We start from the raw sequence: 15,548 nt of genomic DNA, 5'->3' as shown, positions 1-15,548 counted from the left end.
GGTGCTCCTCCACGAGCACGTCCTCGAGGACGCGGCGCCTGCTGACGGCCGGGCTGTCCCGGCGGCGCGCTCTCGCAGCCGCCGGAACGCCGGGATCAGGGGGTCAGCGGACCGCGGCGATCTCGCTGGTGGTCGTGGTCGGCATCGGCGACCACGCGTCGGGGTGCGGGCGGCCGGCATCGGCGACCCACGGCCGCGCGGGCGCGGAGCCGCCGGCCGGGCGGGCGGCGGTCTGGGGCCGAGCGCTCAGGCTCACGATCAGGGCGAGCAGCACGAGCAGTCCGACAAGGAGACCGCCGATGACCAGGAGCGTGGAGAGCATGTACAGAACGTAAGCGTGGGAACGGTCCGTGTCATCAGATCTGCTCCGGCAGATCTCACCGAAGTTCTCCCGCCGGATGCACACAGTTGGCCGGTCGGTACGCCTGGCCTGACCTCGCCCCTGGCAGATGCGCACACCGGATCGGGACGAGTCGCCCGCTCCTGCTGGCCGTCCGGGGCGGCAGGAGCGGGCGGATGTCGTCGCATCGGTCAGCGGCCGGCACGGTCGGGTAGCAGACCTCGGGCGATGGGTAGACCCGGCGGGTGGCTGCGGGACGACGACTGGTGACGGGCTTGTCCCGCGGGGCGGGCCGGCTGGTCGCCGTGCCCGTCGGCGGGCTCGCCCGCCGGCGCGGCGGCAAGCCGATGCACCCGCGGGGTGCGGTGTTCGACGCGGTGCTGGAGCGACGCGGCGGGGCCGTGGGCAGGGGAGTCCCGTGGCTGGAGGCGGTCGCGAGCGACCCCGCGGTGGTCCGGCTCTCCCGGGGGGCCGGACTGCCGGCCCCGCTCCCGGACCTGCTCGGGCTGGCGGTCCGCTTGCCCGGCGAGGGGACGCCGATCGACCTGCTGCTGAGCACCACCGGCCGGGGTCCGCTGACCCGCCTATTGCCGCTGCCGCGACGGGACGCGGCGGCGATCTACTCCTCGATCATGGCCTACCGCTCGGACGCCGGATCCTTGCGACTGGCCGCCTTCCCCGAGGCCGCCGGGGTGCCGTCCGACCCGGGGCCGCTCGCTCGTGCCGTCGCCAGGGACGGGCTGCGCTTCACCCTCGCCGTCGCGCGCGGTCTCGGTCCCTGGCAGCCCTTCGCCACCCTGGCGCTGACCGGTGCCGTGCCGGCGCTCGATCCCGACGTCCGTTTCGACGCCGTCCAGAACCCGCCACCGGGCCTGGTGCCCGACGGGCCGATGGCCCGGTTCCGGGCACCGTCCTACCGGCGGGCCCGCGCCGCCCGATCGGCTGCCGGGGAGCGCTGACCACGGCGATCCCCGCGTCGGGGACGCCCACGGCTGCTCGACGTGCCCTGCAGTCCTCGAGGCACTGCCGTGGTCGGGGCGATGCTGTTCCTGACGCCGTCGACGACGTCCCGTGGCTGTTCGTGGCGCTGGCTGCGGGCATCGTCCTCACCGGTGCCGTGGGATGGCGGGCTGCGCCGCGCCCTGCGGGCCGTCGCCGCACGGCGGTCACGGGCCGTCCCTGACGAGCTGTGCCACCATCGTCGTCCCCCGTGACGACGAGGCGGGCGCGGACCCTCACCGTCGAGCGGCGCCACGCGGGAGCGGGCGGTCGTCGGCTGTGCTGCGCCCGCTCACCCGATGGAGTTGGTCACGGGTTCGCCGGGGGTAGCGCTGGGTAGGGAGATCGTGACCGGCTCGAAGACCGTGGCCGGGCGCTGAGATCGTCGAGCAGTGCGCCCTGCTGTCCAGTGCTCGACCACACGAGGAGCCGAACCACCCCTGTGATGCCCGCAGACCCTCCTGAAGCCAGGGGGTCGCTCCGCCGGGGCGACCCCGTCCGGGTGGCCACCATCCCGTTCGCCGACTCCTACGTCGACGCGGTCCTTCCCTCCGACGTGGTCCGCGTCGGCCCGTCCGGGGAACTCAGCCCATGGCTGGACGTCGCCTATCTCGTCGAGCACGCCGCCGAGCTGGACGTCCTGCACCTGCACACGGGGCCCGGTCACGTGGCGATGGCGGCCGGCCAGTGCTGGGCCGAGACCGTCCGCCGGCTCGGTATCCCGCTGGTGGTGACCGTGCACCGCCTGCGTGCCCCCGGGCGAGGGTGTGCCCACGAACAGGCGATGGACGCACACCTCTCGGCGGTGCTGTCCACCGCGGAGGTGGTCTTCACGCTGACGTCCGGCGCGGCCGACGAGATCGCCGAGCGGTTCGGGCGGACGGCGATCGTCGTCGCCCATCCGTCCGTGACCGTGCCCGACCCGGAGCTCGGCGCCGAACGCGGCGTCGTCGGGCTGCGCCTGGGACGGGTGTCGGCGGCGGTACCCGATCCTGCCGCCCTGGTCCGGGCGGCACTGTCGGGTGCGGTGTCCGGGGGTGGCCGGCTGCGGGTGCTCGTGGACGCGGCGGACGAGCAGTGGACCGGGCGTGCCGTGCGCACGCTGGCCCGGCGCGGAGACCTGGAGCTCGTCGTCCATCCGGGCGAGGACTGGTCGGCTCAGCTGCAGCAGCTGCACGTGGCGGTGCTGCCCGAGCCGTGCGGCAGTCACTCACGTGACCTGGAGATCTGCCGCGACGTCGGCACCCGGGTCGTGGCGCCCAGCTGCGGATGGTTCGCCGATCAGTGGTCCGACGTCGTCTCCTACGGCAACCACGAGCAGGGACGGCTGGATCCGGTGTCCCTCACCGCTGCCGTCGCGGCCGCACTCGCGCGGCCCATGCCGCGCCCCGCCGACCGAGATTGGCGCGATGAGCAGCGGACCGCCGTTCGGCAGGTGCACGCCGACGTCTATGCGCAGGTCGCGGCCGACCGCAGCTGGGTCTGAAAAGGACCCCGTCCTCCCCACCCTTCGCAAGCTCAGGGCGGGAACCGGGACGGGGCCATGAAGTGCTGGTGGGCAGGGGCGGGGTCGAACCGCCGACCTCTCGCTTTTCAGGCGAGCGCTCGTACCGACTGAGCTACCTGCCCCTCCCGGTGTCTCCACCGGAGAGCGACCCTGACGGGACTCGAACCCGCGACCTCCGCCGTGACAGGGCGGCGCGCTAACCAACTGCGCTACAGGGCCTTACTGGTCGTGCGTGCCCCCAACGGGGTTCGAACCCGTGCTACCGCCTTGAAAGGGCGGCGTCCTGGACCACTAGACGATGGGGGCTCGTAGTTCGCCGGGGGCGGAAGAAACAATACATGCCCCCCGTGGCGTACCTCGGCGGGGGGCAGGTGTCCTGCGAAACTTCGCCGGTGAGCACCCGTTCCCGCGCCGCTGCCCTCCTCCCGCTGCTCCTCGCCGGACCTGTCCTGCTGGCCGGATGCGGCGAAGGGAGGACGTCGGAGGCCGCCTCCTCGTCATCCGCTGGTGCGGCGGAGCAGTCCGGCGAGAGCGCCGCGACGGAGTCCCCGGCCGTGGCCGGCACCGCCGAGGACGGGGCCGGCGACGCACCCGACTTCCCCGCAGACGCGGTGGCCGACACCGCGGAGGCGTCCGCCGACGCGGCGGTCACGGTGAGCGACATCCGGATCGGCGGACACGACGGCTTCGACCGGGTCGTGTTCGAGGTCGGCGGCACCGGCACCCCCGGCTGGGACGTGCGGTACGTCGAGGTTCCGGCGTCCCAGGGAAAGGGGGACCCGGTGGACGTCGCCGGCGACGCCGTCCTCCAGGTGACCCTGACCGGCGTGGGCTACCCGTACGCGACGGGGGTCGAGGAGTACGCGGGTCCGTCGCTGACCGGCGCCGGGACCTCGGCGGTCACCGAGGTCGTCTACGACGCGACGTTCGAGGGCACCGCGGTCGCTTTCGTGGGCACCGGAGCGAAGAACCCCTTCCGCGTCCACCTGCTGGAGAACCCCACGCGGGTGGTGCTCGAGGTGGCCCACTCCGGCTGAGCGGGGGCGCTCAGCCCAGGGACGCGGTGAGCTCCACGGAGTCGTCGGTGACGCTCGAGCACTGCAGTTCCAGTGGTCCCGCCGTGACCGTCTCGCCCTGCCCGCAGGTGACGCTGGCTCCGCCGACGCTCAGCGAGGCACGGCCGTCCTGCACGCCGCCGAAGGACAGCGTGGTGCCGAGGATGTCGGCCTCGGCGCGCTCGCCGCTCAGCGTCACCGTGCACGAACTGGTCGAGCAGCTGACGCCGTTGGCGGAGAAGGAGCAGGCGGACAGCGGCAGCAGCAGCGCGCCCGCAAGGAAGGGAGCGGCAATCCGGGTGGCCGTCGACGTCGAGGACATGTGCCGAGCGTAGGTGCGCATCCTCATCCGGTCGGGGACGCGGGCGTGCCCGTGCCCGTGCCGTCGGAAGGGGCGCCGTCGCCGGGGGTGCTGTCGCCGGGCGTGCTGTCGTCGGGGGTGCTGTCGCCCCCCTCCTGCTGCGGAACGGTCCGGCGCTGGATCGTCACCTCGGTCTCGCCCAGCCCGCCGAGCGTGATGTCGTCGTAGGCCTGCAGGCGTCCGGTCTCCGCGTCGAGGTAGAGGACGCTGCAGGTCAGCGGCTCGGGGTACTCGCCTTCCAGGGCGCGAAGGCCCGCGCCTCCGGTGGAACCCTGCACCATGAGCAGCGTCCCCTCGTCGAACCGCCCAACCCTGCGCTCGTGGGTGTGCCCGGCGAGCACCAGGGGGACGTCGCCGTCGAGGGGTCGGCCCAGCTTCGGGTTGTGGACCAACGTGATCGCCGGTGGTTCCGGGAGACCTCGGATGAACTTCAGGAGCTCCTCGCCGGACTCGTAGAGCACCGCGTCCCCTGCGTCGTCGTCCCCTGTGCTCTTGTCCGGGGTGAATCGCGGGTCGGACATGCCGACGATCTCGATGCCGGCGACGGTCACCGACGACGAGTCCAGGACGGTGGCGTTCGGTTGCGCAGCGACGAGCGCAGCGGTGGCTGCGGAGTCGTGGTTGCCGCGCACGTAGACGTAGGGCACACCCAGGGTGCCCACCGAGGTGATCAGCTGGTTCTCCGGCTCGCTGCCCCAGTCGGTGATGTCGCCGCTGTCGAGCACGCCGTCGACGCCGAACTGCTCCGCCACCTGTGCGACCAGGTCGAATCCTGCGGGGTTGAGGTGGAGGTCGGAGACGTGCAGGAGGGCAACCGTCTCGCCGCCGTCGGCGGGCGCGGGGAGGGCGGAGAGTGCGGAGTACAGCGTCCCGACGTTGCCCACCAGGTCCTCGAGGGACGCACGGTAGGCGTCGAAGCGGGCGACGATGTCCTCGGCGCTGCCGATGAGACTGGTCGCGTTGACGAGGAGGCCGGTGTAGGTCGGCTGCGAGAGCGCCTGCGGGCGCCAGGTGGCCGCACCGATCCCGGCCGTGCCGACCAGCATCGCGGCCGTGACCCCGGCGGCGATCACCGGTTCCCGTCGGCGGCGGGTGATGACCAAGGACGTCAGGGCGGCGCCGGCGATCGCCCAGCCCGCAGTGGTCCACGCCAGCCGGACAACTGCGGCCCGCAGGTCGGCGCTGACCTCACCGACGACGCCGGCCAGCCGCACGGGATCGTTGGCCAGTGCCCGCGCGCGGTTCTGGTCCACCTGCTGCAGTGCGACGTCGAGGTGCAACGGACCGTCGTAGACGTCGACGCTGAGCGCCCCCAGGGGTGGTACGGCGACCGATGCGCCGCCCCCGGTGGGGCGGAAGGCCAGCGTCGCGTCGAAGGGGCCGATCGGGGCCGAGATCCGGCCGAAGAGGAGCACGGCGACGAGAGCCCCGGTGAGCGCGATGAGGACGCGCAGCGCCCAGCGACCCCCTACCCGGGCGCGGCCCGGCCAGGGGGAGGGGCCGGTTCCGGTCGGCTCGCTCACCCGGACCACGCTACTGAGCGATCCGGACTCCCGTCGGGCGGAAGATCCAGCGCAGGGCGATGAAGCGGATCAGGCCGATGAGGCCGGTGACGGCCGCGACCAGGCCGATCTGGAGCGCGGGGTGGGCCGCGCCGACGCTGGCCTCCAGCCAGCGGAGCGCCACGCTCGTGGCGACCAGGCCGAACAGCGAGACCCCGCCCGCCTCGATCTGGGCGGCGAGCCAGCCGACCCGCTCGTCGGCCCGGAAGGTCAGCCGGCGGTGCATCTCGTTGGCCAGCACGGAGGAGAACACCGTGGCCACGACGTGGGCCGGCAGGTAGCCGAGCCACTCCAGGCCCAGGAAGAGAACGGCGTACACCCCGGTGGACGAACCGCCGACCAGGACGAACCGGACGAACTGAGCGAACGTGTCGTCGCGGCGTACCCGCTCGGAGACCGCCTTCCCCGTCTCGCCGACCCGGTGCAACGGGCCGTGCGGAAGGTCACCGAGCACGTCGGTGCCTTCCGGCCGGCGGCGCAGCAGGGACGGGCAGGTCACGACGGTCCCCTCGATAGATGTGGCGGCAGGGTCAAGGCTCCTCCTCGACCAGCCTCCTGTCACCGAGAACAAGCCTGGTCACCCTGACGATTCCCCGTTCATCCCGTCACGATCTTGTGAACTCGAGGGCGTCGGGGGTCGGTCGGAGGGGTAGAGCACCGGCCATGAGCCTCATGACGATCCTCGATCGGGTGGCCGACGTTCCGACCTTCGACAAGGTCCTCGACCCGGCGCGGCGGGCGGTGAACGCGGTGCTGCGGCCTCAGGCGTTCAAGGATCTGCTGCACGGGACGTGGCTGGGGCACCCGCTGCACCCGGTACTGGTCCAGGTGCCGGTGGGCAGCTGGGTGTCGGCGGGACTGCTCGATGCGATCCCGCGGCTGCGTCCGGCGGCCACCGTGCTGATCCGCACCGGCGTGGTCGCGGCGGTGCCTGCCTCGCTGGCCGGTGCGGCCGACTGGTCGGAGCAGGCAGTCGGAGTACGGCGGCTCGGGGCGGTGCACGCGGTGGCCAACACCGCGGCGCTGGGCCTCTACGTCGGCTCCCTCGTCGCGCGCGGCAGGGGCCGCGGGACGCTGGGGCGGGTGCTGTCCTACACCGGACTCGGGATCGCCGGCGGTTCGGCGGCCATCGGGGGGCACATGTCCTACGCGCAGTCCTCCGGCGCTTCCCACGCCGCGACGGCGGCGAGGGCCCTCACCTCGGACTGGATCGACCTGGGACCGCTCGACGACCTGCCCGAGGGGCGGCCGGCGCTGCGCACCGGCAAGGGGGGAAGCATCGCCGTCCCCCTTGCCGCCGTCCGGCGCGGGACGAAGGTCGACGTCTTCATCGGGGCCTGCTCCCACCTCTCGGGGCCGCTGTACGAGGGCGCCGTCGAGGACGTGCGCGGCCGCGAGTGCCTGGTCTGCCCGTGGCACGGCTCCGCCTTCGACCTGGACAGTGGCGCGCCGCGACGGGGTCCCGCCGCCAATCCGCAGGAGAAGCTCGAGGTGCGGATGGAGGCCGGTCGGGTGATGGCCCGGCTGCCGAACCACCAACGCTGACCGCCGCGCGCGGCCTACGCTCCGCCTCGTGAGGTGGAGCGTGCTGGTCACGGCCGCGTTCCTCACCGCCGCCTGCGGGACGACGCCTCCGGCGAGCGCCCCGGCGCCTGCGTCCGGCTCGGGGGCCTCCCCGATCGCCGCCGTCCCCGGGATCGAGGCCGAGGCGGTACGGCTGCGCACCGACGAGGTGGTCGGCGGACAGGTCCAGGTGCGGGTGACGAACACCGGCGACGACGGCTTCACCGTCACCGCGGTCACGCTCGACTCGCCCGGGTTCGCCCTCCTGCCCTCGACGGCAGTGACGGCGGAGTTCCCGCCGGGCCGGGTGATCGACCTGCCGACCCCGTACGGGTCGCCGGAGTGCGACGCGGCACCGCTGCCGGCAGAGGCGCGGCTGTCGGTCGTGCGTCCTGACGGCCGGGTCGACGACGTACGGGTGCCGTTGGCCGGCGACGTGCTGGCGCTCGTGCACGACGAGGAGTGCGCGGAACAGGCCGTCGCAGAGGTCGTGGACGTGAGCGTGACGGGGCTGTCCGACGACGGAGAAGCGGTCTCAGGGGCGCTGACCCTGACCCGCCGCAGCGGGGACCAGCGGGTGTCCGCGACGGCGCTGAGCCGCAGCGTGCTGCTCGAGGCCCGTGCGGACCGGCTGCCGCTGATCCTCGATGCCGACGAGCCCCGCGTGACGACGGCGGTGTCGTTCACGCCGGCGACCTGCGACCCGCACGTGCTGTCGGAGACCAAGAAGCCGTACGTCTTCCCGCTGACCGTCGAGGTCGGGGGAGCGGACCCGGTGCCGGTCGACCTGCCGCTGGACGACGCCGCTCGCGACCGCCTCGCGGCGCTGGTGCAGCGGGTCTGCGGCGCCGCGGACTGAGTGGAGGAAGAAGCCGGCCCGGCCGCCCCGGGGGGAACGGGTCAGCCGGGCCGGGGTCCAACCCGCCGGACGTGGTGCGCCGGCGGAAGATTCCGCGGCCGGGTGGGAGGCGACGCTGCCCGGCCACCCGACCGGAGCGGTGATGACCGTACGTAGTGGCCAAGGGTCGGCGGCATCCCCTGAACGGGTGCAAAGTCCCAGTTGACGGCGACAGAGCGCACATTCCGGCCGGTTCGATCTGTTGCAGCGTGGGAACGGGGAGGCGGTGTTCTTCCTCTTCTCGAACCGGCTGGGCTGCCTCGGCTCGCTCCTGCTGTCCGCCGTCCTGACCCTCGTCCTGCTCGCGGTGTTCGACGTCCTCTAGCAGCCCCGCCGCGGAGCTGATCAGCGCCTGGACTCGACGGGCTGGTCCAGCTCGTGGCCTGCGGCCGCCAGCACGGCCTCGCGGACGCGGTCGAGGGTGGTGGAGCGCAGCCGCCACTGCTGCCAGTACAGGACGACGTCCACCGCGCCGGCCGGGTCGAGGACGACCAGCTCCGCTGTCACTGCGCGCGCCTGGAGGTCGGGCACCATGGCCCAGCCCAGGCCGAGGGTGACAGCGGTGACGAAGTCCGCCGCGGCGGGCACGTAGTGCACCGGTGGGGCGACCTCGGCGCCGGCTCGCGCGTGCAGGTAGCGGTGCTGCAGGTCGTCCTTGCGGTCGAAGACGACGACCGGGGCCCGGGCCAGCGCCTCGGGGATGGGGCCGGCGGGGAACCAGTGCCGCGCGAAACCGGGAGTGGCCATCGGCCGGTAGCGCATGCCGCCCAGGCGGGTGGAGGTGCAGCCGGGCACCGGCTCGGCGTCCGCGGTGACCGCCGCCATGACCGTGCCGGCGCGCAGCAGCGCGCTGGTGTGCTCCTGATCCTCGCGGTACAGGTCGAAGCAGACGTCGCCGGCCAGCGGCGTCAGTGCGGGCAGCACCCAGGTGGCCATCGAGTCGGCGTTGACCGCGATCGGCAGCGTGGGCACGCGCTCGGGGGAGGGGGTGCCGCCGAGCTCGCGGACGACGTCGGCGGTGAGGAGGTCGATCTGTCGGGCCAGCCGCAGCACCGCCTCCCCGGACTCGGTGACCTGCACCGGCTTGGTCCGCACCAGGAGGATCCGGCCGGTCGCGACCTCCAGCGCGCGCAACCGCTGGCTGATCGCGGACGGGGTGATGTGCAGCGCCCGCGCCGCAGCCTCCAGCGTGCCTCCCCGGACGGTGGCATCCAGCGCCCGCAGCTGCGCCAGGTCCAGCTCCACGACAGAGATGCTAACGATGCAACAGAAAGATGAGCTGGACCGCGCCTGTAGCGGTCTCTAGCGTCGACGGGGTGCTGACCACCCCGGCGCTGCTCCCTGCCGCATCAGGGCTCGCCCTGGGCCTGGGGCTGATCGTCGCCATCGGCGCCCAGAACGCCTTCGTCCTTCGCCAGGGGCTCCGCCTGGAGCACGTGGCCGCCGTGGTGGCGGTGTGCGCCCTCTCCGACATCGCCCTGATCCTCGCCGGGGTGCTGGGTGCCGGCGCGGCCCTGTCGCGGCTGCCGTGGCTCATCCCGGTGGTGTGCTTCGCCGGGGCGGCGTTCCTGCTCTGCTACGGCGTGCTGGCCGCACGACGGGCGCTGCGTCCCGGCGCGCTGTTGCCCGACGCTGCCGGCGCCCGCACCGGTCTCGCGGTGACCGTCGGCACGTGCCTCGCACTGACCTGGCTCAACCCGCACGTGTACCTCGACACGGTGGTGCTGCTCGGCTCGATGGCCTCCACCTACGGCGAGCACCGGTGGCAGTTCGCGGCCGGCGCCGGTTTCGGCAGCGCGCTCTGGTTCACCGGCCTCGGCTACGGCGCCCGACTGCTCCGGCCGGTGTTCGCCCGCCCGGGAGCGTGGCGGGTCCTCGACGGCGTGGTCGCCGCCGTCATGGCGGCCCTCGCGGTCTCCCTCGCCGTCCGGGGCCTCAGCGGGGCCTGAGTCCCGCAGCCCGAGATGCCGGTGCCACAGTCAGCGGTCACCAGCCGACCACCTGGAGGACCCGTGATCGATGTCGAGCTCCCGCCCGGACCCGCCGCGGGTGCGCTCGCCCGGGGGTTCGCCGCGTGCCTGGCGTCGGTCACCGAGGTACCGGTGACCGACCTGCCGCGGCCCGGCGACGACCTAACGCACGCCCTGGGCGCCTGGCGGACCTGGTTGGCCGAGCAGGGGTCGGGGCTGGTGCCCATCGCCGACCCCGTGCGCTTCCAATGGGCCGGCTGGTGGATCGCCGTCGTCGAGGACCCCGTCTGTGCCGGGGCCGAGGAGACCCACGTGGCCGTGCTGGCCTTCGGCACGCCGCCGGGTGTCGTGCTCAGCCCGCAGACCCCCGCGCTGCTCGGCCGGGCCACCGCGGACCTGCGCATCCGTGAGGCCTACGCCGTCGCCTCCCTCGATCCGGTGCTGCACCGGCAACCGGCCGGAGCGGACCTGCGGGGCACCGTCGAAGGGCTTGCCGTGGCGCCCGCCGCGGAGGCGCCGATGCAGCTGCTCGAGGTCGCACAGGCCCGCGCCGGCCGCGGGCTCGACGGGGACCGCTACGCCGCGGGCGCCGGCACGTTCAGCCCCCGCGCCGCCCGGCGCCCCGGCTACGACCTCACCCTGATCGCCGCCGAGGTCCTCGACGAGCTGGCCGCGGGCGGGCGGGCGCTGGGCTTCGCCGGCACCCGGCGCAACGTCCTCACCCGCGGCATCGACATCAACGCCCTGGTCGGGCGGCGCTTCCGCATCGGCGACGTGCTCTGCGAGGGACGGCGACTGTGCGAGCCCTGCGTCCACCTCGACCGGATCAGCGGACCGGGGATTCTGCGGCCGCTGATCCACCGCGGCGGGCTGCGCGCCGACGTCCTCACCGACGGGAAGATCCGCTCGGGAGCGCCGGTCCTCTCCGTCTGACCGGACGACTCGACCCTGGCGCCAACGGCGATGCCGTGTCTCCCGGCGGCGCTGCTGCTGCCCGCGGCGGACCCGCGTTGATCCGGTGGTCCCGGCCCCCGGCGGTAGCCTCACACCCGGTTGCCGTTGCCCTCAGAAGTCTCACGCGTCGTCTCGTGAGTTGTTTGGAGGGTCCTCTGCACCCACCGGGCCTCGGGGGATCGGTATTTCTACTCTGACCTGCACTTCATTGGATGGCGCGAAGGCAGGGTCCTGGCTTGCAGGGACGCTCCGAGGGCGGCCTTGGAACGCCATTACGACCGTAGTGGAATGGCCACCCCGGGGATGGGCGTGGCTTGACTTCCTATCAGACCTTCGATCCCGAGTGAGCCAGTCCAACGTCCATGGCCCCCCTTTGGGAGCGGGGGCGGCTACCCGCGGTTCCGTGCTCGGCCCTGGCAGGGGCCTGCTCCGACGTCGCCAGAACGGCGAGCGCCAGAGGCCGGGCTTGCGGAGGGCCGTGCTGACCCTCAGTTCCTCGTCACCGCCCTGCTCGAGGACTCCGGCGACGCGTACCTCGGCGTCCTGGCCACCCTGGTCGCGGCGACCGACACCGCCCCGTTCCCGCCCCCGCTTGGCCGGTTGCGACCACACCCCGACCCGCACCGGGGGGAAGGCCCGCCCGTGACCGCCACGGACGGTTCAGCGACCGTACTGACTGAGTCCCGCACGGAACGCTGCCAGGCTGTCCGGTGAGCTCTGCACCCGCCAGTCTGTCTCCTTGTCGTAGTTGAACCAGAGGAACCCGCGGATTCCCCCTCGACGGTCGAGTGCGGCGAAGAAGTTCTTCACCCAGGCGGCCTTGTCGCCGCCCATCTCCGTGGAGCCGACCTCCCCCAACACCAGCGGTCGGCTCGTCAGGGAGTCGAGCTCATCGAGCGCTGTGGCGAACACCTGCTCAAAGGTCCGCCAGCGACTCCACTGCTGGGTCCGGCCCCAGTTGTAGCCGTCGAGCGCGGCCACGTCGACCACGTCGTCGCCGGGGTAGACGTCGCGGAGCGACACCCCGGTCGGGGAATCGACGTTGGGGCTCCACACCCAGACCACGTTGCGGGCGCCCTCCCGCTCGAAGAGACGGTGCACGTGCCGCCAGGCCTGGACGTACTCGCCCGGGCGGTTGCCGTTGACGCCCTCGGACCACGAGTTCCAGTTCCCGTTCATCTCGTAGCCGAAGCGCAGCCACAGCGGTCCTCCCCAGTCCCGGATCTGGCGTGCCCAGCGGCGGATGTATTCATCGTGACCGCCGTTGATGATCGTCGAGAGCCGATAAGCCGGCTGCTCGACCCCGCCGGTGCCCACCCACGGTTCCCAGCTGATCTCCGGAATGGAGCCGCGGGCCAGCAGCGCGGCGGCGTCGCGACTCGGGAAGTCGGGGAAGGAGTCGAAGGCGGCGTACCACATCACCAGGTCGGCCCGTCTGCCGACGGACTGCTCGAAGCGCTCAAGATCCCCAAGGTCCGCCGGTACCCGCGGCAGCGTCACACCGAAGTAGCGGCTCCAGCCGAACGTAGGCAGCGGGGCCGGCGCCACGTCGGGGGCGGAGCCGGGCAGGAGAAGCAGGACCGCGGCGATGACCGCCGCAGGGGCCAGGGGAGCCGCCGGGACGGAGGGCCTCCGGCGGCCTGAAAGCGCGCGCACCCGCACAGTGTTCCGGGCAAAGCCTCCGGGAGCATCCACACCGGCATGCCCGCGCGTCCGCCTCGGGGCCGCCCATGTCGGCGACCGGCCAGGTGGGCTGCCGGTCCGCCACCCGCCTGTGATCCAGGTCACACTGGGTAAGTTTCAAGGTCACCTCGCGGGAGTGTCGCGCCTCGCAACTACAAACCCACTCCGCCTGTGCAGTGCGTGAGAACCAGCCAGGAATCCGGCGCAAGACATCACGTCGCGCGATGACGTGATCGCTGGACGCATTCTCTTACGCGGTGTCGCGTTCCAGTCGCAGAACTGGCTCTTCCGGGGGCGGGCGCCTTTTGTCACTCTAGATTTGGTCGCGCACTCGGAACACGCGCATTTCGCACATCGGCCTCTTGGAGGACCTGAGAGGCTGCTTCGGACATCGCTACCGACGCCCGGCGTCGCAGCCGCGTATCCCCTTCGGGTCCCTCCTCCAGGGCAACCGTTCACGCCATACAGGGCTCTGGGACCACGTCCCTGACCGCCTCCGCCGCCATACACCGACGGACCGTCCGAGGAACCTCCATGACCAGGGCCGCCACCACGTTCGCCTTCTACCTGAAGGACAACATCGCCCTCGATGTCCACCCTCTCCGCGCCGGGACACCCTCTGGTCGGCACAGACCGCACCGAGTCGCCAACCCCGCCCGCCCCTTCGAACCCCGCCGCGACTGGGCCTTCGGGTTCCTGACCGGGCACCGGCTGTACACGGTGCTCACGATGACCGTCTGCACGCTCGGGCTCTACCTGCTCCAGGAAGGAATCTGGCCCGAGGCGAGGGCCCCCCGCGGCCTCTGGCAGCAGACGTGGAGCTGGGCCAGCCTGGTCTGGCTGGCTGCGGTCGTCCCAGGCACGATCGGACTGCTGGGCCTGCTGTTCTACCGTCACTCCCGGACGCTCGACACGGTGAGCCGGATACCGCAGACCGTGTCGTGGCGTCTGGTCAGCCGCGGTACGAACATCGACGCGGTCCGGGCGACGATCCGGCGGTGCCAGGAGGAGATGCGTAAGACGCCGCTCTTCCCCTACGTCATCGAGGTCGTCATGGACGAGAAGGCGCCGATCGATCAGCTGCCGCAGGACGATGACATCGTCTACTTCGAGGTCCCCAAGAGCTACCGGACGCCCAAGGGGACCCTGTTCAAAGCTCGAGCACTGCAGTACGCGCTAGAGCACTCGAGGCTCCCGGACGGCGCGTGGATCGTGCACCTGGACGAAGAGACGCACCCCACCAGCTCGGGCGTCAAGGGCATCAGCCAGATGATCCGCGAGGAGGATAAGTCCGGCCGGCTCCGCGTCGGCCAAGGCGCCATCCTCTACCACCGCCAATGGCGCAACCACCCGATCATGACGCTGGCCGACAACATTCGGACCGGTGATGACTTCGCGCGCTTCCACTTCCAGCACCGCGTCGGCCGGACCATCTTCGGTCTGCACGGCTCCTACATCGTCGTGCGCAACGACGTGGAGAAGTCGGTGGGCTTCGACTTCGGTCCCGCCGGCTCCATCACCGAAGACGCCTTCTGGGCGCTCGTTCTCATGCAGCACGGCGGACGTGCCCGCTGGGTGGACGGCTACCTGGAGGAGCAATCCACCCAGTCGGTGAGTGACTTCATCAAGCAGCGGCGCCGCTGGTTCCAGGGCCTGGTCAAGGTCTCGCTGTTTGCGCCGGTCAAGCTCCGGTGGCGAGCCTGCCTGGGGATCAACACGCTGCTGTGGACCATCGCTCCGCTCGGCGCCATCTACACGATCGGGCACGCCATCTACGGCTTCCAGGTCAACCCCACGGTCCGGGCGCTGGCCAACCTATCCTTCGCCGAGTTCATGACGCTGTACTTCATCGGGCTGAAAGCCAACCTTGACGAGCACGGGATCACCCATCCCATCAAAAGGCTCGGCTGGTCACTCGCTCAGCTGGTGTTGACACCCTTCTTCTCACTCCTGGAGTCAGCCGGGGTTGCCACCGCCATCGTCCGGCCGGTGGCCGGCTTCCACGTCGTCTCGAAATAGCCGTGCACTTTGTTCCTCCGGCCACGGGTACTGCCTGCGCCAGTACCGGCTGTCCTCGGACTTCCTAGGGCCCGCGACCAGTCGTCGACCACCCCGAGCGAACCACGTCACGGGGTACGCGAGGACGTGGGCGGCGACCCGGCCACACCGGGCAGCCGCGGCGGCCCGAGGTCCAGCTTGATCGCGGCCCCACACCGGCGGGCACGCGACTCGGCGGCCACCGGCTGGCGGACCGTGAGCCGAGCGAAACGCAAGCGTGGGGCAGCGATCGGGCGAAGGTGCTCGCGCCGAGCCCCTGCGGAGTGTGGTCCCCCTGCCACTCCCCGGGCTGCGCCTGCAGTGGTCCCCCACCCCGACATGAGCCTCGCCGCCGCCGGCCACCCGGTTGCCGCGGACTGACCGCCGCCCACACCCCGGAGCAGGTCACGGGACTGCCGCCACCGCCGGCGCAGGCGTCGGCGCCGCCGTCGGTGTGGTAGGCCTCCGGCGCTCAGGGCGTCGAACAGGGCTACTCGCAGGTTGTCGATGTCTCCACGGACGATCCGGGCCGCGCGCCGGCTCCGCCCTCAAGAGCAGCACGTCGAGCTCCGCGGTGAGGAAAGGCTGTCGTAAACCAGCGCGGCGTACGACTGCCGCT

The 15,548-nt window shown here is 72.3% G+C and carries 15 protein-coding genes and 3 tRNA genes; 9 read left to right on the top strand and 9 right to left on the bottom strand.

What is annotated here, in order from left to right; genetic code table 11:
• Positions 1-103 precede the first annotated feature (103 nt).
• Positions 104-322 (bottom strand): hypothetical protein, encoded by a 219-nt coding sequence (locus CHB94_RS04850; protein ID WP_089335463.1) that lies wholly within the window; start codon positions 320-322, stop codon positions 104-106.
• Between the two features lie 284 nt (positions 323-606).
• Here CHB94_RS04850 and CHB94_RS04845 point away from each other — a divergent pair, with 284 nt between their 5' ends.
• Positions 607-1,299 (top strand): phosphodiesterase, encoded by a 693-nt coding sequence (locus tag CHB94_RS04845; protein ID WP_089335462.1) that lies wholly within the window; start codon positions 607-609, stop codon positions 1,297-1,299.
• Positions 1,300-1,784: 485 nt separating this feature from the next.
• Positions 1,785-2,825 (top strand): glycosyltransferase, encoded by a 1,041-nt coding sequence (locus CHB94_RS04840; protein WP_089335461.1) that lies wholly within the window; start codon positions 1,785-1,787, stop codon positions 2,823-2,825.
• Positions 2,826-2,891: 66 nt separating this feature from the next.
• On the opposite strand, the gene CHB94_RS04835 is transcribed toward CHB94_RS04840, so the two are convergent.
• The 3 genes from CHB94_RS04835 to CHB94_RS04825 all read right to left on the bottom strand — a co-directional run bounded on the left by CHB94_RS04835 (position 2,892) and on the right by CHB94_RS04825 (position 3,152).
• Positions 2,892-2,968: transfer RNA gene (locus CHB94_RS04835), tRNA-Phe, on the bottom strand.
• 23 nt (positions 2,969-2,991) lie between these two features.
• Positions 2,992-3,065: transfer RNA gene (locus tag CHB94_RS04830), tRNA-Asp, on the bottom strand.
• 14 nt (positions 3,066-3,079) lie between these two features.
• A tRNA-Glu gene (locus tag CHB94_RS04825) sits at positions 3,080-3,152 on the bottom strand.
• Between the two features lie 86 nt (positions 3,153-3,238).
• Between CHB94_RS04825 and CHB94_RS04820 the strand changes: the two genes are divergently transcribed.
• The gene (locus CHB94_RS04820; RefSeq protein WP_089335460.1) at positions 3,239-3,883 is read left to right on the top strand and encodes an AMIN-like domain-containing (lipo)protein; all 645 of its coding nucleotides are present in this window, start codon (positions 3,239-3,241) and stop codon (positions 3,881-3,883) included.
• A 10-nt stretch (positions 3,884-3,893) separates the two neighbouring features.
• On the opposite strand, the gene CHB94_RS04815 is transcribed toward CHB94_RS04820, so the two are convergent.
• Genes CHB94_RS04815 through CHB94_RS04805 form a run of 3 tightly spaced genes read right to left on the bottom strand, consistent with a single transcriptional unit; the run spans position 3,894 to position 6,323 of the window.
• On the bottom strand, positions 3,894-4,223 hold the full coding sequence (locus tag CHB94_RS04815) for a hypothetical protein (RefSeq protein ID WP_089335589.1): 330 nt from the start codon (positions 4,221-4,223) through the stop codon (positions 3,894-3,896).
• Positions 4,224-4,246: 23 nt separating this feature from the next.
• On the bottom strand, positions 4,247-5,785 hold the full coding sequence (locus tag CHB94_RS04810) for a metallophosphoesterase (protein WP_089335588.1): 1,539 nt from the start codon (positions 5,783-5,785) through the stop codon (positions 4,247-4,249).
• Positions 5,786-5,795: 10 nt separating this feature from the next.
• Entirely contained in the window at positions 5,796-6,323 is a 528-nt protein-coding gene (locus CHB94_RS04805) for a GtrA family protein (RefSeq protein ID WP_254920402.1), read from the bottom strand.
• 164 nt (positions 6,324-6,487) lie between these two features.
• On the opposite strand from CHB94_RS04805, the gene CHB94_RS04800 reads away from it, so the two are divergent.
• The 3 genes from CHB94_RS04800 (at position 6,488) to CHB94_RS25995 (ending at position 8,610) form a co-directional block, all read left to right on the top strand.
• Positions 6,488-7,369, top strand: coding sequence for a Rieske (2Fe-2S) protein (locus CHB94_RS04800; RefSeq protein ID WP_089335459.1), 882 nt, complete (start codon positions 6,488-6,490; stop codon positions 7,367-7,369).
• Between the two features lie 28 nt (positions 7,370-7,397).
• The gene (locus CHB94_RS04795; protein WP_141137420.1) at positions 7,398-8,246 is read left to right on the top strand and encodes a hypothetical protein; all 849 of its coding nucleotides are present in this window, start codon (positions 7,398-7,400) and stop codon (positions 8,244-8,246) included.
• Between the two features lie 241 nt (positions 8,247-8,487).
• Entirely contained in the window at positions 8,488-8,610 is a 123-nt protein-coding gene (locus CHB94_RS25995; protein ID WP_254920401.1) for a hypothetical protein, read from the top strand.
• Between the two features lie 20 nt (positions 8,611-8,630).
• Here the strand turns inward: CHB94_RS25995 and CHB94_RS04790 are convergent, their stop codons facing one another.
• Positions 8,631-9,530: a LysR family transcriptional regulator ArgP gene (locus CHB94_RS04790; RefSeq protein ID WP_089335457.1), complete on the bottom strand. Its 900-nt coding sequence runs from the start codon at positions 9,528-9,530 to the stop codon at positions 8,631-8,633.
• A gap of 71 nt (positions 9,531-9,601) precedes the next feature.
• On the opposite strand from CHB94_RS04790, the gene CHB94_RS04785 reads away from it, so the two are divergent.
• Both CHB94_RS04785 and CHB94_RS25595 read left to right on the top strand, forming a co-directional pair.
• Complete coding sequence (locus CHB94_RS04785; protein WP_089335456.1) at positions 9,602-10,234, top strand: LysE/ArgO family amino acid transporter; 633 nt, start codon at positions 9,602-9,604, stop codon at positions 10,232-10,234.
• Positions 10,235-10,297: 63 nt separating this feature from the next.
• The gene (locus CHB94_RS25595; RefSeq protein ID WP_217899170.1) at positions 10,298-11,188 is read left to right on the top strand and encodes an MOSC domain-containing protein; all 891 of its coding nucleotides are present in this window, start codon (positions 10,298-10,300) and stop codon (positions 11,186-11,188) included.
• A 681-nt stretch (positions 11,189-11,869) separates the two neighbouring features.
• Here the strand turns inward: CHB94_RS25595 and CHB94_RS04775 are convergent.
• Entirely contained in the window at positions 11,870-12,865 is a 996-nt protein-coding gene (locus tag CHB94_RS04775) for a glycoside hydrolase family 26 protein (protein ID WP_089335455.1), read from the bottom strand.
• 561 nt (positions 12,866-13,426) lie between these two features.
• Between CHB94_RS04775 and CHB94_RS04770 the strand changes: the two genes are divergently transcribed.
• Positions 13,427-14,911, top strand: coding sequence for a glycosyltransferase family 2 protein (locus CHB94_RS04770; protein WP_089335454.1), 1,485 nt, complete (start codon positions 13,427-13,429; stop codon positions 14,909-14,911).
• Positions 14,912-15,548 lie beyond the last annotated feature (637 nt).

Origin of the sequence: Blastococcus mobilis (assembly GCF_900188025.1) — a bacterium.
Lineage (GTDB): Bacteria > Actinomycetota > Actinomycetes > Mycobacteriales > Geodermatophilaceae > Blastococcus_B > Blastococcus_B mobilis.
The sequence above is the reverse complement of the archived record's forward strand: the minus strand, read 5'-3'. Positions and strand labels throughout refer to the sequence as shown.